Source organism: Desulfosporosinus youngiae DSM 17734, assembly GCF_000244895.1.
In the GTDB taxonomy this organism is placed as follows: domain Bacteria; phylum Bacillota; class Desulfitobacteriia; order Desulfitobacteriales; family Desulfitobacteriaceae; genus Desulfosporosinus; species Desulfosporosinus youngiae.
This window is the reverse complement of sequence record NZ_CM001441.1, coordinates 2,013,343-2,039,061: the sequence shown is the minus strand read 5'-3', so window position 1 is coordinate 2,039,061 and position 25,719 is coordinate 2,013,343. Positions and strand designations below refer to the sequence as shown.

General features: G+C 46.3%; 24 protein-coding genes and 1 pseudogene. 8 read left to right on the top strand and 17 right to left on the bottom strand.

Going from position 1 to position 25,719, the window contains the following annotated elements:
- The first annotated feature begins 127 nt into the window (after positions 1–127).
- The gene (locus tag DESYODRAFT_RS09530) at positions 128–553 is read left to right on the top strand and encodes an EamA family transporter (protein WP_007782321.1); all 426 of its coding nucleotides are present in this window, start codon (positions 128–130) and stop codon (positions 551–553) included.
- A gap of 470 nt (positions 554–1,023) precedes the next feature.
- Here the strand turns inward: DESYODRAFT_RS09530 and DESYODRAFT_RS09525 are convergent, their stop codons facing one another.
- The 10 genes from DESYODRAFT_RS09525 to DESYODRAFT_RS09475 form a co-directional block, all read right to left on the bottom strand.
- Positions 1,024–3,021: an ABC transporter permease gene (locus DESYODRAFT_RS09525; protein WP_007782318.1), complete on the bottom strand. Its 1,998-nt coding sequence runs from the start codon at positions 3,019–3,021 to the stop codon at positions 1,024–1,026.
- Positions 3,014–3,781, bottom strand: coding sequence for an ABC transporter ATP-binding protein (locus tag DESYODRAFT_RS09520; RefSeq protein ID WP_007782316.1), 768 nt, complete (start codon positions 3,779–3,781; stop codon positions 3,014–3,016). The genes DESYODRAFT_RS09525 and DESYODRAFT_RS09520 overlap by 8 nt, the downstream gene beginning before the upstream one ends.
- 307 nt (positions 3,782–4,088) lie before the next feature.
- The gene (locus DESYODRAFT_RS09515; protein WP_007782314.1) at positions 4,089–4,592 is read right to left on the bottom strand and encodes a hypothetical protein; all 504 of its coding nucleotides are present in this window, start codon (positions 4,590–4,592) and stop codon (positions 4,089–4,091) included.
- 395 nt (positions 4,593–4,987) lie between these two features.
- Positions 4,988–5,647 (bottom strand): TIGR03915 family putative DNA repair protein, encoded by a 660-nt coding sequence (locus DESYODRAFT_RS29115; protein WP_242833594.1) that lies wholly within the window; start codon positions 5,645–5,647, stop codon positions 4,988–4,990.
- Between the two features lie 777 nt (positions 5,648–6,424).
- Positions 6,425–6,847, bottom strand: coding sequence for a cobalamin B12-binding domain-containing protein (locus DESYODRAFT_RS09500; protein ID WP_007782308.1), 423 nt, complete (start codon positions 6,845–6,847; stop codon positions 6,425–6,427).
- 9 nt (positions 6,848–6,856) lie between these two features.
- Complete coding sequence (locus tag DESYODRAFT_RS09495; RefSeq protein WP_007782306.1) at positions 6,857–8,617, bottom strand: acyl-CoA mutase large subunit family protein; 1,761 nt, start codon at positions 8,615–8,617, stop codon at positions 6,857–6,859.
- A 6-nt stretch (positions 8,618–8,623) separates the two neighbouring features.
- The gene (gene meaB, locus DESYODRAFT_RS09490) at positions 8,624–9,580 is read right to left on the bottom strand and encodes a methylmalonyl Co-A mutase-associated GTPase MeaB (RefSeq protein WP_007782303.1); all 957 of its coding nucleotides are present in this window, start codon (positions 9,578–9,580) and stop codon (positions 8,624–8,626) included.
- Positions 9,581–9,629: 49 nt separating this feature from the next.
- Positions 9,630–10,376: a 3-oxoacyl-ACP reductase FabG gene (gene fabG / locus DESYODRAFT_RS09485; RefSeq protein WP_007782301.1), complete on the bottom strand. Its 747-nt coding sequence runs from the start codon at positions 10,374–10,376 to the stop codon at positions 9,630–9,632.
- Positions 10,377–10,648: 272 nt separating this feature from the next.
- Positions 10,649–12,412: a sigma-54 interaction domain-containing protein gene (locus DESYODRAFT_RS09480; RefSeq protein WP_007782298.1), complete on the bottom strand. Its 1,764-nt coding sequence runs from the start codon at positions 12,410–12,412 to the stop codon at positions 10,649–10,651.
- Between the two features lie 478 nt (positions 12,413–12,890).
- The gene (locus DESYODRAFT_RS09475) at positions 12,891–13,796 is read right to left on the bottom strand and encodes a helix-turn-helix domain-containing protein (RefSeq protein WP_007782295.1); all 906 of its coding nucleotides are present in this window, start codon (positions 13,794–13,796) and stop codon (positions 12,891–12,893) included.
- Between the two features lie 427 nt (positions 13,797–14,223).
- Here DESYODRAFT_RS09475 and DESYODRAFT_RS09470 point away from each other — a divergent pair, with 427 nt between their 5' ends.
- Complete coding sequence (locus tag DESYODRAFT_RS09470; RefSeq protein ID WP_242833593.1) at positions 14,224–14,403, top strand: DMT family transporter; 180 nt, start codon at positions 14,224–14,226, stop codon at positions 14,401–14,403.
- A 138-nt stretch (positions 14,404–14,541) separates the two neighbouring features.
- Here DESYODRAFT_RS09470 and DESYODRAFT_RS09465 read toward each other — a convergent pair whose 3' ends face one another.
- The 5 genes and pseudogenes from DESYODRAFT_RS09465 to DESYODRAFT_RS09450 all read right to left on the bottom strand — a co-directional run bounded on the left by DESYODRAFT_RS09465 (position 14,542) and on the right by DESYODRAFT_RS09450 (position 19,517).
- Positions 14,542–15,381, bottom strand: a complete 840-nt coding sequence (locus DESYODRAFT_RS09465) for a pirin family protein (protein ID WP_007782292.1) — start codon at positions 15,379–15,381, stop codon at positions 14,542–14,544.
- A gap of 61 nt (positions 15,382–15,442) precedes the next feature.
- Positions 15,443–16,486 (bottom strand): sensor histidine kinase, encoded by a 1,044-nt coding sequence (locus tag DESYODRAFT_RS09460; protein ID WP_007782290.1) that lies wholly within the window; start codon positions 16,484–16,486, stop codon positions 15,443–15,445.
- Between the two features lies 1 nt (position 16,487).
- Positions 16,488–17,159 (bottom strand): response regulator transcription factor, encoded by a 672-nt coding sequence (locus tag DESYODRAFT_RS09455; RefSeq protein WP_007782287.1) that lies wholly within the window; start codon positions 17,157–17,159, stop codon positions 16,488–16,490.
- A 312-nt stretch (positions 17,160–17,471) separates the two neighbouring features.
- A pseudogene (locus DESYODRAFT_RS29930) lies at positions 17,472–17,546 on the bottom strand (DUF3102 domain-containing protein); the annotation flags it as partial.
- 156 nt (positions 17,547–17,702) lie between these two features.
- A complete protein-coding gene (locus tag DESYODRAFT_RS09450) occupies positions 17,703–19,517 on the bottom strand; it encodes an ASKHA domain-containing protein (RefSeq protein WP_007782284.1) in 1,815 nt (604 codons plus the stop codon).
- 250 nt (positions 19,518–19,767) lie between these two features.
- Between DESYODRAFT_RS09450 and DESYODRAFT_RS09445 the strand changes: the two genes are divergently transcribed.
- Genes DESYODRAFT_RS09445 through DESYODRAFT_RS09430 form a run of 5 tightly spaced genes read left to right on the top strand, consistent with a single transcriptional unit; the run spans position 19,768 to position 23,902 of the window.
- The gene (locus DESYODRAFT_RS09445) at positions 19,768–20,943 is read left to right on the top strand and encodes a uroporphyrinogen decarboxylase family protein (protein ID WP_007782282.1); all 1,176 of its coding nucleotides are present in this window, start codon (positions 19,768–19,770) and stop codon (positions 20,941–20,943) included.
- Positions 20,944–20,960: 17 nt separating this feature from the next.
- On the top strand, positions 20,961–21,137 hold the full coding sequence (locus DESYODRAFT_RS28675) for a hypothetical protein (RefSeq protein WP_007782279.1): 177 nt from the start codon (positions 20,961–20,963) through the stop codon (positions 21,135–21,137).
- A 43-nt stretch (positions 21,138–21,180) separates the two neighbouring features.
- Positions 21,181–21,810 carry a cobalamin B12-binding domain-containing protein gene (locus tag DESYODRAFT_RS09440; protein ID WP_007782275.1) on the top strand — a complete coding sequence of 210 codons (630 nt, stop codon included), beginning with the start codon at positions 21,181–21,183 and terminating at the stop codon, positions 21,808–21,810.
- A gap of 45 nt (positions 21,811–21,855) precedes the next feature.
- Positions 21,856–23,061: an MFS transporter gene (locus tag DESYODRAFT_RS09435; protein WP_083842149.1), complete on the top strand. Its 1,206-nt coding sequence runs from the start codon at positions 21,856–21,858 to the stop codon at positions 23,059–23,061.
- A 46-nt stretch (positions 23,062–23,107) separates the two neighbouring features.
- Positions 23,108–23,902 carry a methyltetrahydrofolate--corrinoid methyltransferase gene (locus DESYODRAFT_RS09430; protein WP_007782269.1) on the top strand — a complete coding sequence of 265 codons (795 nt, stop codon included), beginning with the start codon at positions 23,108–23,110 and terminating at the stop codon, positions 23,900–23,902.
- A 247-nt stretch (positions 23,903–24,149) separates the two neighbouring features.
- Here DESYODRAFT_RS09430 and DESYODRAFT_RS09425 read toward each other — a convergent pair whose 3' ends face one another.
- Positions 24,150–24,344 (bottom strand): DUF4177 domain-containing protein, encoded by a 195-nt coding sequence (locus DESYODRAFT_RS09425; protein WP_007782267.1) that lies wholly within the window; start codon positions 24,342–24,344, stop codon positions 24,150–24,152.
- Positions 24,345–24,637: 293 nt separating this feature from the next.
- On the opposite strand from DESYODRAFT_RS09425, the gene DESYODRAFT_RS09420 reads away from it, so the two are divergent.
- On the top strand, positions 24,638–25,204 hold the full coding sequence (locus DESYODRAFT_RS09420) for a hypothetical protein (RefSeq protein ID WP_007782265.1): 567 nt from the start codon (positions 24,638–24,640) through the stop codon (positions 25,202–25,204).
- 34 nt (positions 25,205–25,238) lie between these two features.
- Here DESYODRAFT_RS09420 and DESYODRAFT_RS09415 read toward each other — a convergent pair whose 3' ends face one another.
- A complete protein-coding gene (locus DESYODRAFT_RS09415) occupies positions 25,239–25,649 on the bottom strand; it encodes an iron chaperone (protein ID WP_007782262.1) in 411 nt (136 codons plus the stop codon).
- Positions 25,650–25,719 lie beyond the last annotated feature (70 nt).

Below are 25,719 nucleotides of genomic sequence, written 5' to 3'. Positions count from 1 at the left end.
GTTGTTGCAATCCACAGTCTTTTAATGTATCATGATTTACATGATGTTATATATCATCGGATGAGCACCTGCCGTATGCGAGGCTAACTTGCATACGGCTTTTTATTTTCTTCGGGAGGTCTATGTTATGTGGAATATGCTATGGCCAATTCTGATTGTTGTTGCTGCAAATACAATTTACAACATCAGTGCAAAATCAACACCGGCAAATATTAATTCATTTGCTTCCCTTTCTGTTACTTACCTAATAGCTATGATTTGTTCAGTAATTATGTATTTCGTTACCAGTGAAAACAAAAACCTTTTACAAGAATTATCAAAAACGAATTGGACGACCTATGCCCTCGGAGTAGCAATCGTTGGCTTGGAATTTGGGTTTATATGTGTTTATCGTGCTGGATGGAAAATAAGCACAGCATATTTATTTGCCAGTATAACCTTGGCTTGTGTTTTGTTAATCGTTGGATTTCTCTTATACAAGGAAGTGCTTAGCTTGCATCAAATACTGGGAATGGGAGTATGTGTAGTCGGTCTGATTCTGCTTGCCAAATAAGCTGCCTATAAGTAACCGACAATTCCAATTTACTGGTTTGATTATGACTCATAATGCGAAGCTTTATCCTGTCTGAAATAGTATACGCCAGCCGAGGCAATTCCCGGCCGGCGTTTTTTTGTCAATGATATTCACCCTAAAAGACCTGTTCAATGCGCATTTCTACAATAACGAGCTTATACGCCCGGTGATCACCGTATCCCCGGAGGACGAGAAATACCGCGGGATTAACCTTTGTGCAGAATACCCTGACCGGCCTTTTCACGAGGTAACACTGCTCTATGAAATGGCCCACAAGCTATGCCATTAAAATCTCATTCGTTTTAACATAATCACACAAGTAAGAAACATCACTTGCTTCAAGCATCTGCTTGTCGGCCACCATACTCCCCTGCTTTCCGCAGCCGGGCCTGCTCTGAGCAATCCCCAAGGCATAGCCGCTGACCTGAGGCTCCCGCTCAGGCAGCCGCTTATACAGACGTCCCCCAACTGACGATCCGGTAATACACTTTGGCCGTCAGCCCGTAGACAAGGGCATAAAACAGGGCAAAAACCAAGATAGTACCCACTGTGCACCAGGCAAACAAACCCACATTGGTGAGATTCAGTACGGCCAGCAATTTAGTAATGATGGGAAAAGCGAAGGCAATATGAATCCCGGCGGCAACCAGGGGCAGGAAAAATACGGTCAGGACCTGACTGCGGATCGAGCCTCTGACCTCCTCACGGCTCATTCCCACCTTCTGCATGATTGCAAAGCGGGCCTTATCGTCATACCCCTCGGAGACCTGCTTGTAATAGATGATCAGCACGGTAGCCATGATAAACAGGGCCCCCAGGAAAATGCCCAGGAAGAACAAGCCTCCATAAACAGCGAAAAAGGATTCCTTGGCTGCCACCGGGGATTCGATGCTGCTGCCGGGATAATCGCTGCCCACGGCAGTGCGGATGTCCTGGTAAACAGCCGAGATGTCAGCCTCAGCGGCCTCCAGGTCAAAGCCCAGATAATATCGATACCCTGACGGATCATCCCCGTTTTCTTCAGCCCGGGCCTCCTCTAGGGCTTTGATCGCATCCATATCTTTGACCACGATATAATAGCTGCCCGAGATCGATACCCTATTCAGGCTATTTTCAAAAAACGAGTCCAGCCTTTCCTTAACTGTCAATGTCCGGTTTAATACCGTCAGGGCATCTTCTTCATACTTACTGCGGCTGGAATAAATCAGAATCTCATCATCCCCCAAGCTGGCTGTTTTCTTGGCCAGCCGGTTATAATCCTCCAGAGGAATCAGATAGAATTCCCTGACCGAAGAAGAGGCGTTGGACATGTTGCTCATATCTGTGATCAACCTGTCACCCTCTTGATTGCCGACAAAGGCCACATACCTGTAGTCCAGCCTATCCTTCCCCTCCAGCCTGTGCTTCGCCAAGACTTCCTTAACCGACGTCTGCAACCCCTCGACGGATTGACCGGCAGGCACGGGGGCGGAAATCATAATATTTTGGGGAAACCGGGTGCGCAACACGTCCTCCATCCCAATGTACAAGGACACGGTGGTGGACACCATCACCAGCACGGCAGTGGCCATGATGCAAATATTGGCCAGCCCCGCGGCGTTTTGCTTCATCCGGTACATCATCCCCGCTACAGCGGTGAAATGCCGGGTCTGATAATAATACTCCTTGTTCCGGCGCAGCAGTTTGAGCACTGCAATGCTGCCCGCCGTAAATAAACAATAGGTGCCGGTCATCACCAGAAGGACGGCAAAGAAAAATTGGGTCAGGGCGTCCAGAGGAGATTGAGTGGTGAGGGAGATATAATACCCCCCGCCCAGGCTCAGCGTCCCGATGACTACCAAAGGCCATTTTGTTTTCGGCTCCTTCTCCCCGGTCTGACCGCCCTGCAGGAGTTCTACCGGCTTAGCCAGATGGATTTGGCGCAAGGTATTGAGCAGGGTCAGCAGGAAAATTCCGGCGAAGAGGAACAGCACAGCAGCCAGAGCGGGTCCGGACACGTTGAAGCCCAGGGGCACCGCAAAGTTGAGGATTTTCAGCAGGACCATAAAGATCAGCTTGGAGAAAAGTATCCCGCCCAGCAGGCCCGCCCCCAGGCTGATCACCGCCACATACAGGGTTTCGAAGGCCAGGACTTTGGCGATATGCTTCTTCTCCATACCCAGGATATTAAAAAGGCCGAATTCCTTTTTGCGCCGTTTAATCAGAAAACTGTGGGTATAGAAGAGAAAAATTGCCGCGAAAATAGCAATCACATAGGAGCCCAGGGAGAGGATCATTTGCACTTGGGAACCGCCGGCCATTTTTCCCAAGCCCTCATTTTCAGCCAGAAAAAACATGATGTAATACATCATCACCGTGCCGATGCAGGTCAGGATGTAGGGCAGATAGGTTTGGGCATTCTTTTTCAGATTGGTGGCGGCCAGCTTGGCATAAAAAAATCTACTCATGGCGCGCACCGCCTGTGGCCATGGTGGTCAGGGTAGCGGAGATCTTCTGGTACATGGCTTCATCTGTCATTCCGGCTTTATACAGCTGGTGGAAGACCTCCCCATCCTTAATAAACAGTACCCGTTTGGCATGGCTGGCCGCTTTCACGCTGTGGGTCACCAGCAGCAGGGTCTGACCGTCACGGTTGATTTCTTTAAACAGGCGGAGCAAACCCTCAGCGGACTGAGAGTCCAGAGAGCCGGTGGGTTCGTCCGCCAGAATCAGCTGGGGTTTGGTAATCAGAGCGCGGGCTACGGCACAGCGCTGCTTCTGCCCTCCCGACACTTCATAAGGATAGTTGGCCAGGATATCGCTGATTCCCAGCTTGCGGGCAATGGGCTCCAAGCGCCGGCTCATCTCCTCATAGGACTTGCCGGACAGCACCAGGGGCAGGAAAATGTTATCCTGCAAGGAGAAGGTATCCAGCAAATTAAAATCCTGAAACACAAAGCCGAGATTTTCCCGGCGGAAGGCGGAAATCTCCTTTTCCTTAATGGTGCCGAGCGCTTTCCCCTTGAGCAGAACCTCACCGCTGGTGGGTTTGTCCAGAGAGGCCAGAATATTGAGCAGGGTCGTTTTGCCTGATCCCGATTCACCCATGATCGCCACATATTCACCCTCTTCCACGGAGAAGGACACATTGGCTAAGGCCTGAACAGGGCTGCCGCCGAAGCGGGTGGTATAGACTTTTTTAAGATTATTCACCTCTAAAATGGTCATCAAGAAGAACCTCCTTTGCTGAGTAGGTTCAGTATAGCAAAACTGGAAAATGCCCTGCCATAACTTTGGCTTACATTTTCCAGTTTAAGCTTACCCTTTTGTAAGGTAGATTATAGTGTCCAAAATGTCAGATCCCGCCTTACGGCAAGCACTCTGGTCCTATTCTTTTTCTTTGCTCCCATGCTGGAGCATAAACATCTTATAATATAACCCTTCTTGAGCCAAAAGTTCGGCATGAGTTCCCTTCGCCACAATAGTTCAGCTCAAATTCGACAGTCTGGAAGCATGGAAAGCAGCTTAACTCAGCTCAGGATTTTATGAGCTCAAGGTCTCCCGTAAAGATATACCTTGTATCAAGCGAGTATATATCTAAAATGTATTTATCCTCTTTTATTTCTTTTTGAATACATACAGATCCACCGGCCGCACTGGTACCGCTCAGCTTCAGCTTATAGGACGCGAACTTGGCATCCTGATTATAGCCACATACGACCTGAAGTACTTCATATTGTTGAAATTGGTATACATCCACGGAATACTGTGTATCCTTCACAATAGTCTTGCCGCCAAAATATTCACCATCTCGAAACAGTTCCATATAAACTTTTTCTTGATCTTCCCCAAGTATTGCTTCATACGACCCATTCTTCGTATGTAAAACATTGCTGTATTCTGAGTTATCCGAGTATTTTTCTTTGACATATTGCTCCGGCTCTACCTTTGGCATAGGTTTCATAAAAACGGCTAAGCTTATCAATGCGACAGCAAGCACACCCAAAGCAATGAGTTTGAAAGTAAAACGATTCTTCATGTTAAAGACCATTCCTTTCTACGAAAGACACCAACATGCGAATCCTTGTATTATCACCAATATATTGATTTAGCCATACGTGGACTACATAATGCAGCCCACGTATGGCATATCATTCGGTTATTTTAGTAAACAACAGCACTAGCAATCTTCCACGAAATTGTATCATTCGTTAAGTATACCCCTATATCCCCAGTAGTAATAGCAAACGTAGGAACAGTCTCTCCCCAAGTATGCACATAATTGCTAATCCACTTGCGAGTACCTGTAAAGCCATCATTTCGACCGTTACTTGAAAGTGTGATACGAGTAAAACGAATGGAATAGACCTTTTTTGCTCTTCATACAATCTCTCCTTTAATCTTCTTTTAATCCCATATTACGGTATTATTTCGTTATAACTTCTCCAATTCCTCCCTTAAATTAATAATTTGACCCTCGGGCTGACGATGGCCGGGGAGCATTATCTGTGCTCTATGGCTGGGGGTTGTCCCTTTCTGCTCAGGATAAAACCTCGTCAGGTGCTTCCAAAAACGTTTCGGCATAAAATTCATACGGCAGCGGGGATTATCCCTGCTGGCAATGGCAATGGTTTTGTAGAATTGCTGCCAGAGGCGACGATATTCCATCTCTTCCTCCTCCGGCTCCGGCAGTTCCCACCCTACCACATCCACGATGTCCAACCGGCCTGCCTGGTGAATGAGGGCCGACTTATGGGTTTTGTCAAAAATCATCAAGCCTTCGTCGGGGTAACGGTTTGAGAAATGATAGGCCAGCAAGGGCAAGACGAAATTTTCCGGTTCAATTACAGCCACCAGGGCCCGCATCACATTGCGGGGGATTACCTTAAGCCCCGCCAAGGCTTTTCCTTTGCAAAGAATAAAATATTGAGCACGTTTAAACTCCACACCAAGATGGTAGAGCTTTGTATAGGTTCCGGCCTCTACGCTTTCGTACAGGCGGTCAAGGGCTGCCAGTCCAGAGCTTGATTCAGGTAGCCGTTGGCGCCCAACTCCACCAACTTCAGATGTTCGGGAGAAAGATTTGCCAAACAACAGCTAACGACCATTAAGGGAGTCCCCAGTGTGGCTGACGGGATTGCTGTAAAAACTCCCGGAGATGGATGTTGCCCATGTTCAAGCCATTCAAGCCTTACTTGAAGAAAATTACTATAGAGTTGGTGTACAGTGAATTCAACACCGATTTTGACAATTGTGCCGGTGCCAATCCTTTCAGACGAAGGCAGCCACATTACTTACATCTCTGCCCCGGCACTATCCCAATAACAGTTAACGCAAAAACTCCAAGTAATTTTTCTCAGAGTTTTTGCGTTATTTCTTTAACACTTAAGACTTGCCAGCCAATTAAAATTTACTCCCCGCCAAATACTGATTGGCATTCTTTTCCTTATAATTATGACGTAAAAAAAGCTGCCGACCTGACGCATAAAAAAAGTCAGGCCGGTGAGAACCGAACATTATTATAACAGGATTTGCGGAAAACTGCGTCCCCTGCAATTTCCAAATCGGGGAACCAACTGGCCTTTACTATTGATTCCATTTGCCGGTCCGCAGGGAAACCCCGGGATTTGAGATACGAAGGTTAAAAGTGATTGGCTGCGCTACCCGTCAAGGAGAGCTGCCCATAGCCTTCAGACTAATCTAGATTAGTCTGCCTCAAAACGCCCGATTTTTAAAGCGCTTCATTTAACAGACTTCAATCCAGAACACACTATTTCAATTCTGCGGCTTTTCCGGCGCTCCTTTCCCCGAATATCTTATGCTATATCTGTAGGGGAGGAGTTCACAAAACTCCTCCCTTTATTCTCTAAATCAGTAAACCTTACTAACCGTATGAGCGGCACTTTTTACTACAGTTACTAAGTCATCCCTTTTCGTGCCGCTAACGCAAACATCATAAAAACCCATGTCCTTGAGAATTTTAACATCCTGGGGCGGAATGACTCCACCAATGACAAAGGCCATACTTTGCTCAAGGCCTTTTTGTCTGGCTAATTCCAAAAGATGTTTGCCTGTCCGCAGATGAGCTCCCGATAGTGAGCTGACCCCAATAATTTGGGCATCTTCTTCCAGGGCTGCTTTCAGGGCATTTTCTGCAGTGGTGTTGCCCATATAGACAACTTCCATACCTTCTTCTTTTAAAATGGTACTCACCACAATGATGCCGCGATTATGTGTCTCGGGTCCGAGACAACACATTAAAACCTTAATTCTTGTATCTTCCAAGCTGTCCACCCCTTTCCTTTAAAATACACCGGGCCGTTTCCAAAGGCCAAAAACTTCTTTAAAAATCTTCCATTGTTCACCAACCGTACAACCTGCCCGGGCACAATTCACCGTATATTCCATGACGTTCTTACCCTCTCTGCAGGCTATCTTTAAGTCATGAAGGGCTTTTTCAACCCCGGCACTATTTCTCTTCTTTCTGTGAGCCTCAAGGCGCTGTAATTGTCTGGCCTCACATTCCTCAGGATAACGGAAGGCTTCAAAGTCTTCCCCCGCACTGCTTTTTTGGTAATTATGACCGACAATTTTAATCTCACCCTTTTCAATCCGCATTTGTTCTTTATACATATAATGGTATATTTTCCGGCTGAGATAGCCGTTGGCAATAGCTTCCACATAGCCCCCCTGGTTCTCAATCTCTGTGATCTCGGCTAAGATCTTCTCTTCCATCTGATTAGTCAGAGCCTCTACGTAATAAGAACCTCCCAAGGGATCAACGACAGCGGTAACTCCTGTTTCATGTTCAATAATTTGCTGGGTCCGTAACGAAAGCAGGGACGCTTCCTCAGAAGGAACGGAAATTGCCTCGTCATAGGAATCGACATGCAAAGACTGGACCCCGCCAAGAACGGCAGCCAAGGCCTCAAAAGCCGAGCGAATGGCATTGTTATAGGGCTCTTCCCTGACCAAGCTGATCCCGGAAGTCTGGAGATGACATCTCATCCAGGTTGACCGGTCCTTCTTCGCCTGATACTTATACTTAAGGATTCTGTACCAAAGTCTCCTCATGGCCCGCAGTCTGGCGACCTCCTCGAAAATATCCATCCCTCCGGACCAGAAGAAGGCTAATCTCTCAGCTACCCAATCCACTTCGTAACCGCGGCGGATCATTTCATCCAGGATGGCCATCCCGTGAGTTGCCGCTACCGCCATCTCCGTAACGCCGGATGTCCCGAATTCCCGGAAATTATAGCCATTAAGAGTAATGAAATTCCACTTCGGCACATTCCGGCGGATGAATTCAATATTGTCACACTCAATCCGGAAACAATCTTTAGGTGGGATGTATTCAGAAGAATTGCGCACCAGTTCTTCAAGGGTCATATCATTTTGGGAACTGCCTTGCAGCTGCTCCCAAGGCACCCCTCTTCTTTCGGCCATGACCAGATACATAGGGAATAGGCAGGCCGTATTGGAAGGGTAGTGGGTAACGATGGAGGAGGTTTCTTTAGCAATATCAATCCCTTCATAAAGCAATTCCCAGTCCTGAACATGGTTGACACTGACTCCGCAGGACCCCACGGAACCTTGGGCCATTGGGTCGTCACAGTCATACATTTGAATCGTCGGCATATCAAAAAGGAGATTAATTCCTGTCGCTCCGTGATTCAGCAAATACTTTATGCGCAGGTTCGTGTCCTCCGGACCGCCAAAACCGACCAATTGACGCTGGGTAAAGGTACGGCCGCGATACATATTACTATGAATTCCCCGGGTGAAGGGGGCTTCGCCCGGATTTCCCAGTTGAGCACAGTAATCCGTACCGGCAGTATTCAAGGGAGTATAGATCAGTTCCCGGGGAATTTCAGAACCCAGAACGGTTAGAGGAATACTTTCCCAATTGGCGAGATCCTGGGCTTTAACCTTTTCTTTTTTCCATTCCTTCAGACCATCCTGAACTTTGGCCAGATACGCCGGGTCATAGACCTGACAATTTTCAGTTTTCTTACCGGTCTCTTCAAGTATCTCTGCCGTTGTTTTCGGCTGTTCACTTGGCATAATTATTCACCTTCCTCTACATGTCTTGCTAAAAAGCAATTGCAGAATTTCAGCGGCGGCCTGATAGGGATTTAAGCCTTCCTCCTGAACTCTCCTGAAAATATCTTTAACTTCCTCAGCTTCTAAAAAGCTTTCACGCAGGTAGTTTTTTAATCCTTCTTCTACAGCCCTATAGCAGGCATGTTCACGCTGCAGACGGGTCTGTCGTTCTTTTAATCCCGATTGCCCTAAAAATGTTCTGTGTCTTTCCAGGGCTGCATCCAGGTCTGAGATCCCCCGGTCATGGAGGGCTTCCGTCAGGATAATTTCCGGGGTCCAGTCACTGTCTTTCCTCAAATAGAGCATCATTTGCAGGTCGTCGACCACATCCCGGGCACCGGGGAGATCCGCTTTATTGACAACTAAGACATCGGCAATTTCTAAGATTCCGGCCTTTAAGGCCTGCATCTGATCGCCCAGTCCCGGAACGGAAACAACAATCTTGGTGTCGGCATAACGAAGGATATCGGCTTCCATTTGACCCACTCCTACGGTTTCGACAATGATAACCTCTTTCCCAAAGGCGTCCATCAGTTTAATAATTTCACTTACCCGGGGAGCCAAACCGCCCAGAGCACCACGGGTGGCCAGACTCCGCAAGTAGACACCGTCATCTTGGTAAGCCCACTCCATTCGCACCCGGTCACCAAGAAAAGCCCCCCCGCCGAAAATACTGCTGGGGTCTATACAGAGCACACCGACACCATCAGCCTTACTTCTGAAATTACGAATTAACTTATCAACTAAGGTACTTTTTCCAGCGCCGGGAGGACCGGTAACCCCGAGAACATACGCTTTACCTGTCAGGGGATAGATTGCCTTCATAATATCCAGGGATTCAGGGCTATCGTTCTCGACCAGCGTGATCAGCTTACTAAGAGCCATTCGGTCTTTTTGGATGAAGCCTTCAATAAGTTTTTCCATCTCCGCATCTCCCATAGCAAACTTTGTCAATAGGCGTTTTGAGTGATCTCTAAATAAAATACCCTCCATTGATATCGATCACCGCACCTGTCATGTAGGCTGCAGAATCAGCCGCGACAAAGGCAACCACATCGGCGATTTCAGCCGGTTCCGCTAAACGGCCGGCTGGAATCCTGGCAATGAGTGCCTGAAGTTGTTCTTCAGGATAGTTCATCATCATATCCGTTTTAATATAACCGGGGGCCAGGGCATTACAGGTAATTCCTTTGGACATATTCTCAGCAGCCGTAACTTTAGTTAAGGCGATTAACCCCGATTTTGTTGACGCATAATACCCCGTCCCCGGGATACCCAGTCTGGCCGTAAGAGATGAGATATTGACAATCCGGCCATAATTATTTTGTCTCATACCAGGCAAGACGGCTTTTGTACAGATAAAAGGCCCGGTAAGATTGACATCCATTACGGCCTGCCAATTCTGTAAATTGCCTTTATGGATCAAACCGTCACGATTAATACCGGCATTATTAACCAGGATATCGATACGTCCGAAACGGGCTATGATTTCCTCAACCATCTGCTGGACTTCACGTTCCTGAGTCACGTCCGCGAGAAAAACCTCAGCGTCGGTTCCTATTTTACGAAGTTCCCAAACGGTCTCCCGGGCTTTTACTTCATTCAGGGAGATATCGTTAATTGCCAGGTCAGCCCCTTCATTGGCTAAGGCGAAAGCAATTGCTTTTCCTAATCCCTGACCGCTGCCTGTTACCAGGGCAACTCTGTCTTTAATTTTCATGGCTTACCATCCTTTCGTCCTGATCTTTAAATTATCTCTGCCCGCGGATTTTCAACGGCCGCTTGCTGGTACGAACCTGCCTGTTCCTTTAACCCTTTAGGGCGCGCTCATCTAAATGTAATGCAAAAAATATGCCATCATATTTTCAATATTCAGGCAACGCATCGCCAGCCTTTTGTTCGAATTTTCAGACACAGAAATTAAGCAAAAAAATACGCGATGCTCTATTGCATCGCTTCAGGTCATTTTACCGGCAATCTCTGATGCGCCAGCTAATCAGTGATGTTTCCCGGCATCACCAAACTTTCTTTTCTATAAAGCTTCAGCTTGCGTACTACGGTAGATTGATTAATGCCTAACATTGCAGCGGCTTTCCTGGTACTTTTGCTCAAATGATAGGCTTGTAAGATCATTTTCTTCTCGGTTTCGGCTAAGGCATCTTTCAAAAGACTGAGGGGAAGCGGATCTGCGGCAGTTATTTCTTTAGAGCCATTAAATAAAGAAGGATCGATCCCTTCATCAGGGCTTAAAATTACCATTCGTTCAATGGTATTTTCAAGTTCACGAATGTTTCCCGGCCAATCATGTTCCGTAAAAGCCTGCATGAGTTCCGGAGAAATCTTGCGGTTAAGATTATATTGCTTCGAGAATTTACGCATAAAGTATTCCGCCAACATAGGAATATCGGTTACGCGTTCGCGGAGAGGCGGGACATAAATATTGACAACATTTAAGCGATAATAAAGATCCTGGCGGAACGTCCCCTCTTTAACCATTTGCTCTAAATTGCGGTTTGTCGCTGTAATCAAGCGCACGTCAACAGGAATACTTTGGGTCCCGCCCAGGCGGGTAATCTCCTTTTCCTGAATCACTCTCAGTAACTTGACTTGAAGGTCAAGGGGAAGTTCACCCACTTCATCGAGGAATAAGGTTCCATTGAAAGCAAGCTCAAAGATTCCGGGTTTGCCCTTCTTGGAGGCCCCTGTAAAGGCTCCTTCCTCATAACCGAACAGTTCCGACTCGATCAGACCTGGGGAGAGAGCTCCGCAATTAATTTTAATAAAAGGTCCGGCGGATCGCTTGCTTGCTTCCCGAATCATCCGGGTTATAATTTCCTTGCCTACGCCGGATTCCCCGGTGATCAGCACATTGGTATCCACCGGCGCCACACGAATGGATAATTCCACAATTTTTCGGATTTCAGGGCTATTAAAGATAAAGCCCTCCTCAAAGGCTTTTATCTTTAAGCGGGATAGTTCAGAGCGATAGCTATCCATCTCTTGAGAAAATTTATGAAGATTCCGCCGCAGGGAATTTAGTTCAGTGAGGTCCCGTATATTGGCAATGACACGTACTACCTCGCCCTTGGTATTGAAAACAGGGGTCCCTGTAAAGAGAATTTCCCTACCCTTAATTTCCTGAATCATCGTAGCGGAGTTAAGGGTTTGGAGTACTTTAGCTGTGACAAGTTCTGATAAGTAACCTCTTGTGACAAGTTCTGTGACAGGTTGTCCTGTAAAATTCTCCTCAAGGGGGATGCCAAGCATTAAGCGGTAGGCCTTGTTCATGCGGATTATGCAGCCTTTACCATCTGAAATGACTAAACCGTCAGCCGAAGAATCGATCAAGGCGCTGAGTTCGCTATTCAGTTCCTGAACAGAATGGATTTGGTGAGAGACCAATTCCAGGTCGGTAATATCTATAAAAGAACTTACCGCTCCGGTTATTTGCCCATTAATTATTATGGGCGTGCGATTGGTTAATACGGTTCTATCCCCAATCTGCAGCTTAACTCCATATTGGGGCTCTGCACTATGTAAAACATCCTTGATCTCAGACAAAGGAATAAGTTCATTGACATCACGCCCGATAATTTCTTCTCCGCCTTCCATAAACTTCCTGGCAGTTTCGTTGATATAGGTTATTTTGCCATTGATATCAACAGCGATAATTCCATTGTAGACTGAGTCAAGCACAGCTCGAAGTTCATTGCTAAGCATTCCTGGCTTCTCGCTCTCTGTACTTTCATAGCCCATTAAAGGTTCCCCCAATCGTAAAGTCTGGAATCCCTGTTCAATTCTAAAACAGCTCAATTTTAAACTGAAATTTAAATATTCATAACATTCCTTCTGCAAAGAAGTTCTTAAACCCTGCCAAACCTGAAGACATCATGGCACTGACAGCCGGGCGAATTGTTGGTTTTCAGTATTGGGAACGATCCTTTCTTCTCGCCAAAACAATCTCTTTCTCTTCTTTGCGTATAGCTAACATAGAGTTTTAGAAAAACAGTTACTTAACTTGACTTTAGTACTCCTCTATATTCGCTAAAATTCCAGAAAAAACCTACTTAGGATAAAAAAAATCAACCAGCAGCTGAACCGTCCCCGGCGGCAGAGACAACTGCTGATTGATTTTTCACTCGGCTGCCCCCCACTTTTTACATACAAATCATCATAGGCTAAGATTTCGGAAAAAACCCCGGCACTCTAAACGATTGCCGGGGTTTTGGGGGAGTTAATTCACAGCAACAACAGGCCGGGCCTCAATATACCCTCTATACCCCATCGGGGCAAGCTGAAATCTCGGTGCTGCTTCAGGTTCCCAGTTAAATCCGTAAATTTTGGGGTCGAATTTTTCAATGTGCTGCCATATTTCGCCGATTTCGTCCATAAAGTCATCATCGTTATAAGGTTCTCCCTGAAATACCATCATCTGGCATGGCGGCAGCTCAATCAGATCATATCCGTCCGGAACAGCATTGTTGTAGGCAAGGGGCACCTCCACTCCCTGTACATATTGGGAAGTACCATCTTTGATCAGGCTTTCCGGCAGCCACATTCCAATGGGTTCATAAATTGCTTCTTTAACACTTGAAAGCATTGACCACACATCACAGCCGACTTCCTCGCAATAGCCAAAATAATCCCTTGCTTTGATTCCCCGCTTTAGAAGTACCTTTCTGGACGGACGTTCAATAATTTGCACAAATACGGTTTTGGTTGTTTTCTTCTCACTCATAGTCATTCCTCCTTTATGCAATGCTCGGAAGGTATCGAAAACTTTTTCAGGCATAAAAAGCTGAATGGGCGGAGTGTTTTGACTATATCTTTTAGGGGGTAAGCCAAATTCTTTGGCAAAAGCACGGGTAAAGCCTTCGTGAGAGTCAAAAACAAAATCCAAGGCAACATCGATTACTTTTCGTTCCTCATCACGAAGAACCAGAGCTGCTCCGGTTAATCTTAATGCACGAATATAGTCAAAGGGGGTTCTCCCAGTTATCTCTTTAAAAATTCTCCCTGAGTGCCAGGGAGAATAACCGGCAGCATTGGCGAGTTGCTTAAGGGTAATCTCTTCGGATATATGGTCCTCAATATAATCCTGCATTCTTTGCACTGCCCTGATTCCTTCAACCTGATTCATTTTCTCACCTCCCGAGCTATAGCATAAACCAAAAGGAGAAGTAATTCTTGACCTGGATTGCTGGCTCAAACAAACTCTTTAGCAGAGGTATCTGCCATTGCGGATACTTTTCTGATCTCTGCCTACCTTCGTATATATGTATTCCCTGCGTCTTTTTTCAAGCGAAAAACAGCAAAGACGAAAGCAAAATAGTTCATAATTCTTCATCATAAAAATGAGAGCCTCCTCCCGGGCTTGTACCAAGAATCTTACGCGCGTAAGATTCTTGGTACAAGCCCTTATTGTTTGGCCGGACCTAGTTAAGTCCATGGCCAGGGATTTGAGAGTACTTCAAAATTATATTGAAAATGACCAGATTGAATCTAAGGGAAGATGTACGTGATCAAGTTTTAAACTACTTACTTTCGTTAACTGAGGAGGAAAAATAGTGAACGGCTACGTGCTTTTGAGTATAGCTTACGCGATTTGGGCAGGCGTAGGAACTGCGTTAACGGCAGTGATTGGAATTCTATATTGGAAAGAACAACTCAATATATATAATGGCGTAGGTATAGTATTAATTATTATCGGTGTTGCACTGCTTAATTTAAAGAGTACGGCACATTAATTTCCTTCCCTTTTGTATAAGACAACAAAGCAGGTACGGCCCAGCGTTAGCCTCAGCATTTCCGTCAACAGACCTTTTTACACAGCTTTCAGTTTATAAATCCGGCTTCTTTGAACTAGCTAAGACTATTTGACACTCTCAGTAAGAGATTTTATTTTGTATAAATGTGCCTTTTTGTAATTCATCAAACGCTGTATTCAATTCTTCTTTTGTGTTCATTACGATAGGACCGCCCCAAGCCACCGGTTCAGCCAGTCGCTTTGAACTTATGAATAAAACTTGGGCTTTTTCATCGGTAGCCCTTATCTCTGCCTCGTCTCCAGAGGTAAGTTTTACTGCCGTCTTTTCCTTTACCAGATTACCCCCGATATACGCGTCCCCCAAAAGGGTAAACACCATGACAGAGCGCTCATTTTCTGTATTCAAAACAATCGAGGCCTTGGAGTTGAGGTGCAAATCGTAATAGTTAAGCGGAAGATATTTGCTCATATATCCTTTTCTTCCCTCAAATTCGCCCGCCAACAGTCTAAGTTTGCCCCCATCAAACTTTATTTCCTCAATTTCCGAGTTTTTGATACTGTGATAGGCCGGAGGAGCCATTTTGTCCTTTGCGGGAAGGTTCAGCCAAAGCTGCACACCAAGCATCCGCTTGGCAGCCGGCAATTTTTCTTCATGCATAATACCAGAACCCGCTGTCATCCATTGTACTTCTCCATCACCTATTGTATCCTCATTTCCTAAGCTGTCCCTATGAGTCATAAATCCACGATACACATAACTAATTGTTTCAATACCTCTGTGGGGATGCATTGGAAATCCCGCAGTGTAGTCATCCGGATTTGTGCTATCAAAGGAATCGAGCATCAAAATCGGATCATATTCCTGAACCGTTCCGTTTCCCAATACCCTGACCAAACTCACTCCGGCTCCGTCCTTTGTTCTATAGCCTCTAACCTGTTGACTGATTTTTCTTTCCATTTGTTTTTCTCCTTTACATACGTAGGCTAAAGGTAATTATCTGATAATGCACTTTGGGCGTTCACTCCAGCACTGTATCCACCGTATCCAGGCCGAGCTTGACTTTCGTGCCTTTGCCCGGCTCCCCTTCAATCACAATGGTATGGGACAGCTTGGTCAGAATCCGCTTACACAGATAGAGACCGATCCCTGTAGACTTTTTATCCCTTCTGCCGTTATAACCGGTAAAGCCTTTTTCAAAGACCCGGGGCAGGTCTTCCCCGGCAATGCCTATCCCTGTATCGGCGATCACCAGGGTTTTGGTGCCGTCTCTTGCCATATAAATGGAGATCTTCCCCTCCTGGGTGTACTTCAAAGCATTGGACAAGATCTGCTCAATCACAAACACCAGCCACTTTTCATCGGTCAGTACGTCACAGTTCAACTGGGAGAAATCCAGGATGATTTTCTTGCGGATAAACATCTTGGCATATTTGCGCACCGCCTGCCGGACGATATCGTCCAGAGCATAGCGTTTCAGCACAAAATCGGAGGAAGGACTCTCCAGCCGCAGGTATTGGAGCACCATTTCCACATACTGTTCAATTTTGAACAGCTCCATGGCCAGCTCGCTATTCTGCTCCATACTCTGAGCAGTACTCCGGTCCTCCGCCAAGGGGAGGGACTGGAGAAGGAGGCCCATGGCGGCGATAGGAGTTTTGATCTGATGGGCCCACAGGGTATAATAATCCACCAGATCGCTCCGCTCATTATCGGCCCGGGAAACCAGCCTGATTTTATCCCGGTATAGGGCGGCGATCAGTTCCTGATACTCCTCTTCCAATAAGCCCTTAGCCTCAGGAAGCCCTTCCAGGCTGAACATGATCTGTTTCCGCAAATCCCGGAGCACTCTGCAGCGCTGATAATAGCCGTGAAAATCCGCCGTCAGGACCAGGAGGCCCAGAACGGCACAGAGCAAAGCTGCATAGAGCACCGCTTCCGCCGGAAGCTGATACAGATAAAACACCAAGGCAAAGACACCGGCAAAGATACAGTACAAAAGGACGCCCTTGCTATGCCCCCGGAGGTACTGCCTCCCCGCTGCCCATAGACTGATTTCTTTCATATCACGTCACCATATACCCTATCCCTTTTTTGGTTACAATAAAGCCGGCCAGCCCTGCCCTCTCCAGTTTTTTGCGCAGCCGGGTCATGTTGACCGTCAGGGTGTTTTCGTCAATATAACTGTCCGTTTCCCACAGGCGGGCCATGATTGCTTCACGGCCGACTGCCTTCCCTTTATTCTCCAGCAGCATTTTCAGGATCTTATAATCGTTCTTGCTCAGCTCAACCTTGATGTCGTTATAGGTTAAGGATGCATCGCCGGTATTGAGGATGGCTCCCCGGTGCTCCAACAAATCGGTCTGTCCGGCAAAATCATAGGTCCGGCGCAGCATGGCCTGCACCTTGGCCGTCAGGACACTCAGGTTAAAAGGCTTGGCAATAAAATCGTCACCGCCCATATTAACCGCCATGACGATGTTCATATTATCGGCAGCGGAGGAGATAAAGATGATCGGTACCTTGGACACCTTGCGGATCTCGCTGCACCAGTGGTAGCCATTGTAAAAAGGCAGCGAGATGTCCAGGAGCACAAGCTGGGGATTGTAGGAGACAAACAGAGACATCACCCGCTCGAAGTCGGTCACACATTCCCCTTCCCACCCCCATGTCCCCATATGGTTTTTAATCGCTCTGGCAATGACGGAATCGTCTTCGACAATCAGGATCTTATGCATGAACAGTCCTCCCTTTTCACGATACTATTCTATCATGAAAGATGGGCGATAAAAAACCGGCCCATGGCTCCGGATGAATCCCTTGAGGAATGTTTTTCATAAGGCACTCAAATGATTTTAAGAAACACGATGACTGTTTTATGAACGATAAATGTTTGAAGTATGATTCTTGTCCATTGGCTCTGGTTAACTGAATTAGGGAAAAATATTATCCCAATACTTGAAATGATGCATAAATTCGGCGCCGAATATTTGGAGTTAGGTCTTAAGGAAGGCAATCATCAAGATTGAACGTATGTAGGTTACCTATCAATTTGACATGTTTCCGACATCGTTGTGGGCGATAAAGTCCTCACGCAGTTCTTCCGGGACATCGAGGAGGATGAGGGGTTGGCTTCAATGGCGCTAGCCAGCGGAGTTCTTCCGGTGTGATGTACATGAATAGTAACTTGTGACATTGTGACAATTATAGAATAAAAAACGTTTCCTCCGCACTTCCAAAAAGGAAGTGTTTTTATTTAATATCAGAATTTAGAAGAAAGGTCAAAATCCCAGCGACTTAATAAATTGATCCTGAAATTCCTTCTTATTGGAAAGCTCAATGTGTTCCGCCTGGAGGGCGATTTTTTTGGCTCTTTCTCTTTCTTCAACGGACAGTAAGGCCATCTTTGCCCCATCGCCGGCGGCATTACCGATTGCCGATATCCGCTCAGGGGGCAGTTTCGGCAGCAAGCCGATACCTAAAGCACTTTCCTTTTTAATAAAGTTGCCAAAGGCCCCGGCTAAGAGGACTTGCTGGATTTCGTTCATTTCAACATCCATTTCCTTTAACAAGATCCTGACTCCTGCCATAATCGCGGCCTTAGCTAACTGCAGTTCTCTTATATCCTTTTGAGTTAAAACAATGTCCTCACCCATTTCCGTTTCACCGGCCCAGACAAGGACAAATTCTTTTCCGCGTATTCGCGCTCGTAATTTGGGAGAGAGCTGTTCTAACACGGTTGGAGTTCCGGCCATGCGCCCGGATTTGTCTAAAATGCCAACCCGGGCCATCTCAGCTATGGCGTCAATAAGTCCCGAACCGCAAATTCCTCTAGGCCTGGCGTCCGCTATAATCTTAAGTTCTACATCTTCCCGGATCCTAACTCCTTCAATGGCTCCCTCGGCTGCACGCATGCCAAATTTAATCTCGGCACCTTCAAAGGCCGGACCGGCCGCAGTCGAGCAAGTAAATAGCTTACCCTTGCCCGCTAGAATCATTTCTCCGTTCGTGCCGATATCAATAACCAGGGTTATCCCCGATAACTGATCGATCTTTACGGCCAGAGCGGCCCCTATGGTATCCGAGCCCACATAACCGGCTACATTCGGTAAAACAAATACCTTGCCGGCAGCCAGAATCTTGAGCCCCAATTCTTTGGCCTTTATCTCAACCGGTTGACAGAAAACCGGAATAAAGGGTGCGGGGGCCAGATAAGTCGGATCTATGCCTAAAAACAGGTGGCTCATCGTGGTATTGCCCACCACCGTCGCCTGATAAATTTCTTCCGCTTTTACCCCATACTTTTGACATAGATCCCCAATTAGGTGGTTAAGGCCGCCGATTACTTTTTCCTGCAGTTGTAAAAGTCCATTGGGATTACTGGCGGCGTGAGTAATCCGTGAGATAACATCTGCCCCGAAAACGGCTTGCGGATTTGTCACAGCAGCATTCCCGAGTACGATACCTTGATTAAGATCCAGAAGGTAGGCTACTACTGTTGTCGTCCCAATATCGATTGCCAGGCCAAAAGAGCGGCTGCGGGTATCCCCCGGCTCGATGGAAACAATCTCCCGGTGATCAAGAACCACAGTTACACGAAAATTTTCCCGGCGCAATACGGAGGGCAGCGTCGCTGCCAGGGATCGATCAAATGGAATATCCCGGAATGGTAAAGCATTTGTAACCCGCTCCCAATCCGGGGTTTGGTCCTCAACACCGGGAGGTGTAAGCGAAAGAAAATGCTTGCTTAAACTTAGGGCTAAAGCGACTTTTTCCTTGGTTGATTTTAAATCCGTTTTTCTGCTTAAAACCTCTTTTTGTTCTTGCACCTTAACAACGGTATTCGTGTGTAGTTCACGTTGACAGGCTAACACAAAGCCCTCTTCCAGTTCCATTGCACTTAAAAACCTTGTTTCGACTTTGGAAATAGGTGAGAGATGTTTCATTGATAGTTGAACTTTACATTTGCCGCAGGTTCCTTTTCCGCCGCAGGTACTTTCTACGCGAACCCCGGCTTCAATAGCCGCCTGTAAAATTGTGCTTCCTTGCGGAACACTAACCTTTTGACTGGAGGGTAAAAAAGTAACGTCAACCATGGTTATTTTCCCCTTTCTATAGCCTTACGGCGGACAATTCGTCATTAGGAATCCTTTTATACTAACTTTTAATTCTAAACTGTTCATTAATTTATACATAAAATACCCGGAACAATCTTTGCTTACTCAAAGATAAGATAACGAATTCCTTTGCAGGCATTTTCCTTTCGAGTTTATAAATATGGCTTTTGCGCATAATAAACTTTGTTATGGTTCAACCATATTGACCTAATGACAGGAGGTTACATAAATGCCAGCGGAAAAAGACGGACAGCACCAAGCAAAGCTCAAACGATATACCACGGCTATGGACATGGGAAAACCGGATAAGGTTCCAATTCGGCTCAACCCCAGTGAATTTGTCGCTAAACATGTTGGTTTAAGCCCTCAGGAAATCTATTACGAATTGGACAAAAACATGGGATCTGTTAACAAGTTCCTGAAAGATTTTGATATTGATGCTATTCTCAGCCCTCCCAGCCTATGGTGGGCTTCGATGCATGATGCGGTGGGAGCGGTTTATTACCGCTTTGCCGGCAGACAATTGGAAGAAAACCGTCAATTCCAATATGTTGAAGGCGAGTACATGGAAGCCAATGACTATGACGATTTTATTGCTGACCCAACCAAATGGATTCTGAATAATTTTCTGCCGCGAATTCATGAGGAGTTCGCAGAACCCGGTTCCTACCGTGCCAATATTGCTTTAATCAAAGGCGCCATCGGTTTCATGCTGAATAATGGGGCTATGCAGCAGGGCGGAGCTTCCTGGGCCCAGGAATTTGGGGTCACTTCGGCTATATCCGGAATTGGCAAAGCACCCTTTGATACCTTAGGGGATACCCTGCGCGGTTTGACGGGAGTTATGCTGGACATGCGTAAACAGCCGGATAAAGTAACAGCAGCTATGGACATGTTAATTTCCCATAATGCTTATTTTGCAATGGCCACAGCAGGAGGAGATACGGTTTTACCAGCCTTCTTCCCCCTTCACCGCGGCAGTTATCCTTTCCTTAATCCTAAACAATGGGATACTTTCTATTGGCCGAGTCTCAAAGCAGTGATTGAGGAACTGTGGAACCAGGGAAAACGGGTGCTCTTTTATGCCGAAGGCAACTGGACGCCCTATCTGGAAAAAATCGCCGAGTTGCCGGATAAAAGCATTGTTTTTCATGTCGATACTACGGATATGGCTAAGGCCAAAGAAATCCTGGGCGGAAGATTCTGCCTGAGCGGCAATGTTCCCAACACCTTGATGGCTTACGGAAAACCGGAAGAGGTCAGTGAGTACTGTAAACGCTTAATTGACGAATACGCCCAGGACGGCGGCTTTATCATGGATACCGGCGGGGTTATGCAGATGGATGTAAAGGCCGAAAACATGGAAGCTTTAATAGAAGCGACTAGGAAGTACGGGGTGTACTAAAAGGGGAGGTAAGCTTGATGACAGACACGAATAAAGTTAATACCAAAGGCATGGGACCCGGCGTATGTGTCCCCTGGGATCAAAAGGCTAAAGAGTTCGGCGAGATTTTAGGCAATAAAGAGATAGTCAAAAAGGAATGGGAACAGCTTGATGCGATGGCTTACGCTTATCTTTGGTTTTGGGTACACCGCTAAAGCCAATAAGGTGGCAAGTAAATGCGATTGGAGGGTTTAATAAATGGCAAAATTATCGGAACCACTGGCAAGTGCTATTGCCGAATTAGAAGATGATAAAGCGATTGAATTAGTTAAACAGCGTTTGGACGGCGGAACCAAACCCTTGGAGATCGTAAGATCCTTACAGGAAGGCATGAGTGAGGTAGGAAGCCGCTTTGAAGCGGGCGACTATTTTTTAAGCGAACTTATTTTGGCCGGTGAAGCCATGAAAGGTGCCATGGACCTTTTAGAGCCGCACTTAGGCGGCGTGAATCAGGAACATCGCGGCGATGTTGTCATCGGGACGGTTCATGGGGATGTGCACGACCTGGGGAAAAACATTGTGGTTATGCTGCTCAAGGGAGCGGGCTATAATGTTATCGATCTCGGGGTAGACGTTCCTGCGGACAAGTTTGTCGACGCAATTAAGGAACACAATGCCCCTTTGGTAGGAATGAGCGTCCTTTTGACGGGTTGCCAGCCTGCCATGAAGGATACGATCACAGCGATTAGAAATGCCGGTTTGCAAACTAAAGTTATCATCGGTGGAAACTACGTGGACGAAATCGTTAAAAACAATGTCGGAGCCGATTTTATCGGGGTCGGAGCCAGCGATGCCGTCAAGTACGCCAATCAAGTTTTTGCGGGTTAGCGCCAAGGCAGGCATTTTAAAGTTGAATATGTCTGGTAAAGGAGTATGATGATGCGGAAGGCTTGGGCGGTTATGTGGGCGGTCTACTTAGCTAGTGTTGCAGTGGTAATCAATCAATTTAAAGTTCCCCCCGTCATGGATATGCTGCTTGATCAGTTGCAGATTGACTTGACTTTAGGGGGATGGCTAATGTCGGTTTTTGCCGTGGCAGGGGTGGTTCTCTCCCTGCCGGCAGCTCTTATTCTGGACCGGCTTGGACCAAAGAGCGGCGGAATGATCGCCTTGATTTGCACCATTATCGGTTCAACGCTGGGGGCGGTTGCCGAAAGCGCTGCCATGTTGCTATTGGGGAGGACCATCGAGGGGATTGGCTTAGGGCTCATCGCTGTTGTGGCCCCCGCTGTCATCGCCATGTGGTTTCCCCCGGCCCAAAGAGGTCTGCCTATGGGAATTTGGGCGTCATGGGTACCGCTTGGCAGTTTTCTAATCTTTAACCTGGCTAACCCGTTAAAATCAGCCTACAATTGGCAGGGGGTTTGGTGGTTTGGTTCTTTGGCGGCGCTGGTTGCTTTAGTTGTTTATTGGGGCGTAGTGACAAGTCCCGGGGATAGTAAGGCAGATACACAAAAGGCAGTGGAAGAAAACCCGCAGGTATCCTATGCGGCCGGGTTCAAAAGCCCCGCTATTTGGCTTTTGGCTCTTGGCTTTGGCGCTTTTGGTTTTGCCAATGCCGGATTTACGACTTGGGCTCCGCGTTTTTTTACGGATGTCCATGGAATCCCCCCCGGAACCGCCAATTTTTACACTAGTATAAGTCCTATGTGCAGCATCTTAACCACTGTACTGGCCGGCTGGGCCATTGACTATTTCAAAAAGCCTAAGGCTATTCTGCTGATCAGCGCGGTCTTTACTCTGATTTTTTATGGTTATGCCTTTTTGATAGGCTCAGCGAGTTTAATTTTACCCTGGATGATTCTCACAGGTTTGATAGTAGGATTTTACCCGACAGCTACCTTTACCCTAGCTCCGGAGGCTGTATGCTCACCCCGGTTAGCCGGTTTAGCTATGGCAATCTTGAATCTTCTATTCAATGCAGGTTTTATGCTTGGTCCCCCGGTTGTGGGGTTCGTTGTCAATAATGCCCAAGGCAATTGGGGAACTGCGTCCATCCCCATCGCTATTCTTCTAACCGCAGCGATTGCGGCTTCCTTAGGGTTTGCCGCGGTGAGCCGGAAAAAGGAGATGACATAGACCCTTAGGCCGGAGACAATATTTGATCCATTGGAGGTAAATTAGAATGTTAATCGTCGGTGAGAAACTCAATAGTACGATTCCGTCGGTGAGGGAAGCCATTAAGACCAGAAATGTGGAGTTTGTTCAGGACCTGGCCCGCCGTCAGGTTGCCGGGGGCGCCAGCTATTTGGATCTTAATACAGCCCAGGGAAACAACGAATTAGACGACATGGAATGGGCCGTGAAGGTTTTACAAGAGGTCGTGGATGTTCCTCTCTGCATTGATGCAACGGATCCCGAGGTCATTAGAGCAGGGTTAAAGCTGCACCGTGGCAAAGCAATGCTTAACTCTATTAGTATGGAAACCAGCCGTCTAAATGGAATGCTCCCGCTGATCAGTGAATTCAGCTGTGCAGTCGTGGGTTTGACTTTAAATGACAGCGGTATCCCTAAGACCGCGGAAGAGCGCATAGCAATTGCCGGGCAGCTCGTTGATGAATTAAGGCGGGCTAAGGTGAATATAGAGGAAGATGTCTATATCGATCCTTTAGTACTTCCCTTGGCGGTTAATAGTGAAAATGGCGTGATCTTTTTTCGCTGTCTTGAAGAAATCAAAAAAGTCTATAACGTCAAGACTATATCCGGCTTAAGTAATGTATCTCACGACTTACCAAAGCGCAAAATAATCAATCGCTATTTCTTAACGGCTTGTATGGTTAACGGAATGGACGCCGCAATTATGGACCCGACGGACTGCAAATTAACTACCGCGATAACGGCGGCAAATCTGCTTCTGGGCAAAGACCGTTTTGCCCGGGGTTATATAAAAGCCTTTCGAGGAGAGGCTTTGGAGGAGTAATGGTGTTCGTGTTCCCCGGGTCGGAACTTTGCCGCCCGGCTTCCTTCAGATGATAAAAGAGCAGAAAAACGGCCGGTCTTTTATCAGAGCAATGCGAGTCAGCTCTGATGAAAAACCGGCCGTTTTAATATCTTCCGCCTTTGGAACCACAATATGTCATCATTATTACGCACTCAACATGCCTTGAGGATACAAAAATAATGTCCGAAGAAGCTTATTCCAGAACCGTGTCGATACAGTACCCTACTTATTTTTTACGCTTAAAGGTAGCTACTAGTTTAACTGTATATCCACTAGCAGATATAGGGGTTACCATAGTTACAAGTTCCCAACCTTCGTTGCCGAGTTTACTCAACTCTACATCAAATTCATCAAATTCAAACTTTGATTTAAACAACCCCTTAGCATCAAAAGTAACAGTTTTGTATTCCCATCTATCCATTTTCAATTCCTCCAATTCGAAATATCTTCATCTAAAAATGTTGAATTATCACCTGATCCCATTTTACAGAAACCTTTAATAAGCAACAATATTTACGAAAACAGCGTATTTTAAATATAAATTTTTGTAAAATCAGTCTTGTCTTAGAGTATACAATAGCTATTCATCTCAGTTACAGAATCCCAGAATAAAGACTCAAGGCATCCCCTAATTGATGGATATAACGGAAAACATTTCATGTGAAAACAGAGAATTATTGAGCAGACTAACACGGAAAGGAGATGTCATAGACTATGAAGCTTCCTAAAACTAAAGACCGTATGTTATTAGGCATTTTAGCAGGTGGTATAACGTTTGTTATCCAATCTCTTTTTGATTACACATCTGCTCGTCAAGGTATTTCTAAACGCTCGTATTGGACAACTGCCGCAGGTGTTTGGGTAAATAGCCGCAGGCAGGCACAAAAATGGGATGGGCAATTATTAGGTGGTTGGATGACCTTTGGATTAAATGTATTAAACGGAATATTTATGGTTTGGATGTTTACTCAAGCTGGATTAAATAAATGGGCAATAAAAGGTATGGTTACTGCTTCTGCTTTTGGTTCAGCTGTAAATGCCTTATTAAGTGGTTTTGACAACAACAAGGTTTCACCTAAAGACGGCACCAGCAACCTATCCTATGCTTTAACACATATTATTTCTGGATTAGTTGCCTCTTGGAGCATAGTTACGTTTGGTGATAAATCACTTTTCAACGAAAGAATCCCTATTATTGCAAAGGAAGAATCGCCATCAGTTACACCTAGTTATATTGATGGTAGTGTGCCTAATGAAACCTACCCAACCTATATGCAATAAGCTTCAATGGGCCTTCCATCAATACCCTACCTCATTAGTGATAATTTCCGGTATCGTAACACCATTTCGCTATTTCAGCGATAAGCGGGAGTGGCAACGGCATGCGGTATGGAAACTGCACTGCGCCTTTGCTTGTCTTGTATTCCGTGAGCCTTTCAAGGAAATGCTCTACAGCCTTATCGCCGGGGTATAGTCCGATGTGCTTTTTGAATGCCGCAAAATGAACTATATTTTGTTTGCGCCAATAAGTCGGCATACTCCATGAGATACGCTCCTCCGCGTCTGGAAGCGCATCACGGAGCGTATCCCGCACTTGATTTAAGTACGGCCGAACGTCCTCCGGTTGGGCGGCAATATAGGAATCAATCGTTTTCGGCGGTTCGCCGCAGTAATGGTCTTGGTTTGTGTTCTTGAACTCCCGTCCGCATTTAGGACATTGCCACATAATGCATTCGCCTCGCTCTCTCAATAATGGTTGCCTTTATTATAAGTGTCTCCTAATAAATTCCCGTTAT

Excerpts from the sequence above, each read along its gene's own strand:
- DESYODRAFT_RS09530 (WP_007782321.1), top strand. The coding sequence starts at position 128 with ATGTGGAATATGCTATGGCCAATTCTGATTGTTGTTGCTGCAAATACA.
- DESYODRAFT_RS09525 (WP_007782318.1), bottom strand. The coding sequence starts at position 3,021 with ATGAGTAGATTTTTTTATGCCAAGCTGGCCGCCACCAATCTGAAAAAG.
- DESYODRAFT_RS09520 (WP_007782316.1), bottom strand. The coding sequence starts at position 3,781 with ATGACCATTTTAGAGGTGAATAATCTTAAAAAAGTCTATACCACCCGC.
- DESYODRAFT_RS09515 (WP_007782314.1), bottom strand. The coding sequence starts at position 4,592 with ATGAAGAATCGTTTTACTTTCAAACTCATTGCTTTGGGTGTGCTTGCT.
- DESYODRAFT_RS09495 (WP_007782306.1), bottom strand. The coding sequence starts at position 8,617 with ATGCCAAGTGAACAGCCGAAAACAACGGCAGAGATACTTGAAGAGACC.
- meaB (WP_007782303.1), bottom strand. The coding sequence starts at position 9,580 with ATGGAAAAACTTATTGAAGGCTTCATCCAAAAAGACCGAATGGCTCTT.
- fabG (WP_007782301.1), bottom strand. The coding sequence starts at position 10,376 with ATGAAAATTAAAGACAGAGTTGCCCTGGTAACAGGCAGCGGTCAGGGA.
- DESYODRAFT_RS09480 (WP_007782298.1), bottom strand. The coding sequence starts at position 12,412 with ATGGGCTATGAAAGTACAGAGAGCGAGAAGCCAGGAATGCTTAGCAAT.
- DESYODRAFT_RS09475 (WP_007782295.1), bottom strand. The coding sequence starts at position 13,796 with ATGAATCAGGTTGAAGGAATCAGGGCAGTGCAAAGAATGCAGGATTAT.
- DESYODRAFT_RS09465 (WP_007782292.1), bottom strand. The coding sequence starts at position 15,381 with ATGGAAAGAAAAATCAGTCAACAGGTTAGAGGCTATAGAACAAAGGAC.
- DESYODRAFT_RS09460 (WP_007782290.1), bottom strand. The coding sequence starts at position 16,486 with ATGAAAGAAATCAGTCTATGGGCAGCGGGGAGGCAGTACCTCCGGGGG.
- DESYODRAFT_RS09455 (WP_007782287.1), bottom strand. The coding sequence starts at position 17,159 with ATGCATAAGATCCTGATTGTCGAAGACGATTCCGTCATTGCCAGAGCG.
- DESYODRAFT_RS09450 (WP_007782284.1), bottom strand. The coding sequence starts at position 19,517 with ATGGTTGACGTTACTTTTTTACCCTCCAGTCAAAAGGTTAGTGTTCCG.
- DESYODRAFT_RS09445 (WP_007782282.1), top strand. The coding sequence starts at position 19,768 with ATGCCAGCGGAAAAAGACGGACAGCACCAAGCAAAGCTCAAACGATAT.
- DESYODRAFT_RS28675 (WP_007782279.1), top strand. The coding sequence starts at position 20,961 with ATGACAGACACGAATAAAGTTAATACCAAAGGCATGGGACCCGGCGTA.
- DESYODRAFT_RS09440 (WP_007782275.1), top strand. The coding sequence starts at position 21,181 with ATGGCAAAATTATCGGAACCACTGGCAAGTGCTATTGCCGAATTAGAA.
- DESYODRAFT_RS09435 (WP_083842149.1), top strand. The coding sequence starts at position 21,856 with ATGATGATGCGGAAGGCTTGGGCGGTTATGTGGGCGGTCTACTTAGCT.
- DESYODRAFT_RS09430 (WP_007782269.1), top strand. The coding sequence starts at position 23,108 with ATGTTAATCGTCGGTGAGAAACTCAATAGTACGATTCCGTCGGTGAGG.
- DESYODRAFT_RS09425 (WP_007782267.1), bottom strand. The coding sequence starts at position 24,344 with ATGGATAGATGGGAATACAAAACTGTTACTTTTGATGCTAAGGGGTTG.
- DESYODRAFT_RS09420 (WP_007782265.1), top strand. The coding sequence starts at position 24,638 with ATGAAGCTTCCTAAAACTAAAGACCGTATGTTATTAGGCATTTTAGCA.
- DESYODRAFT_RS09415 (WP_007782262.1), bottom strand. The coding sequence starts at position 25,649 with ATGTGGCAATGTCCTAAATGCGGACGGGAGTTCAAGAACACAAACCAA.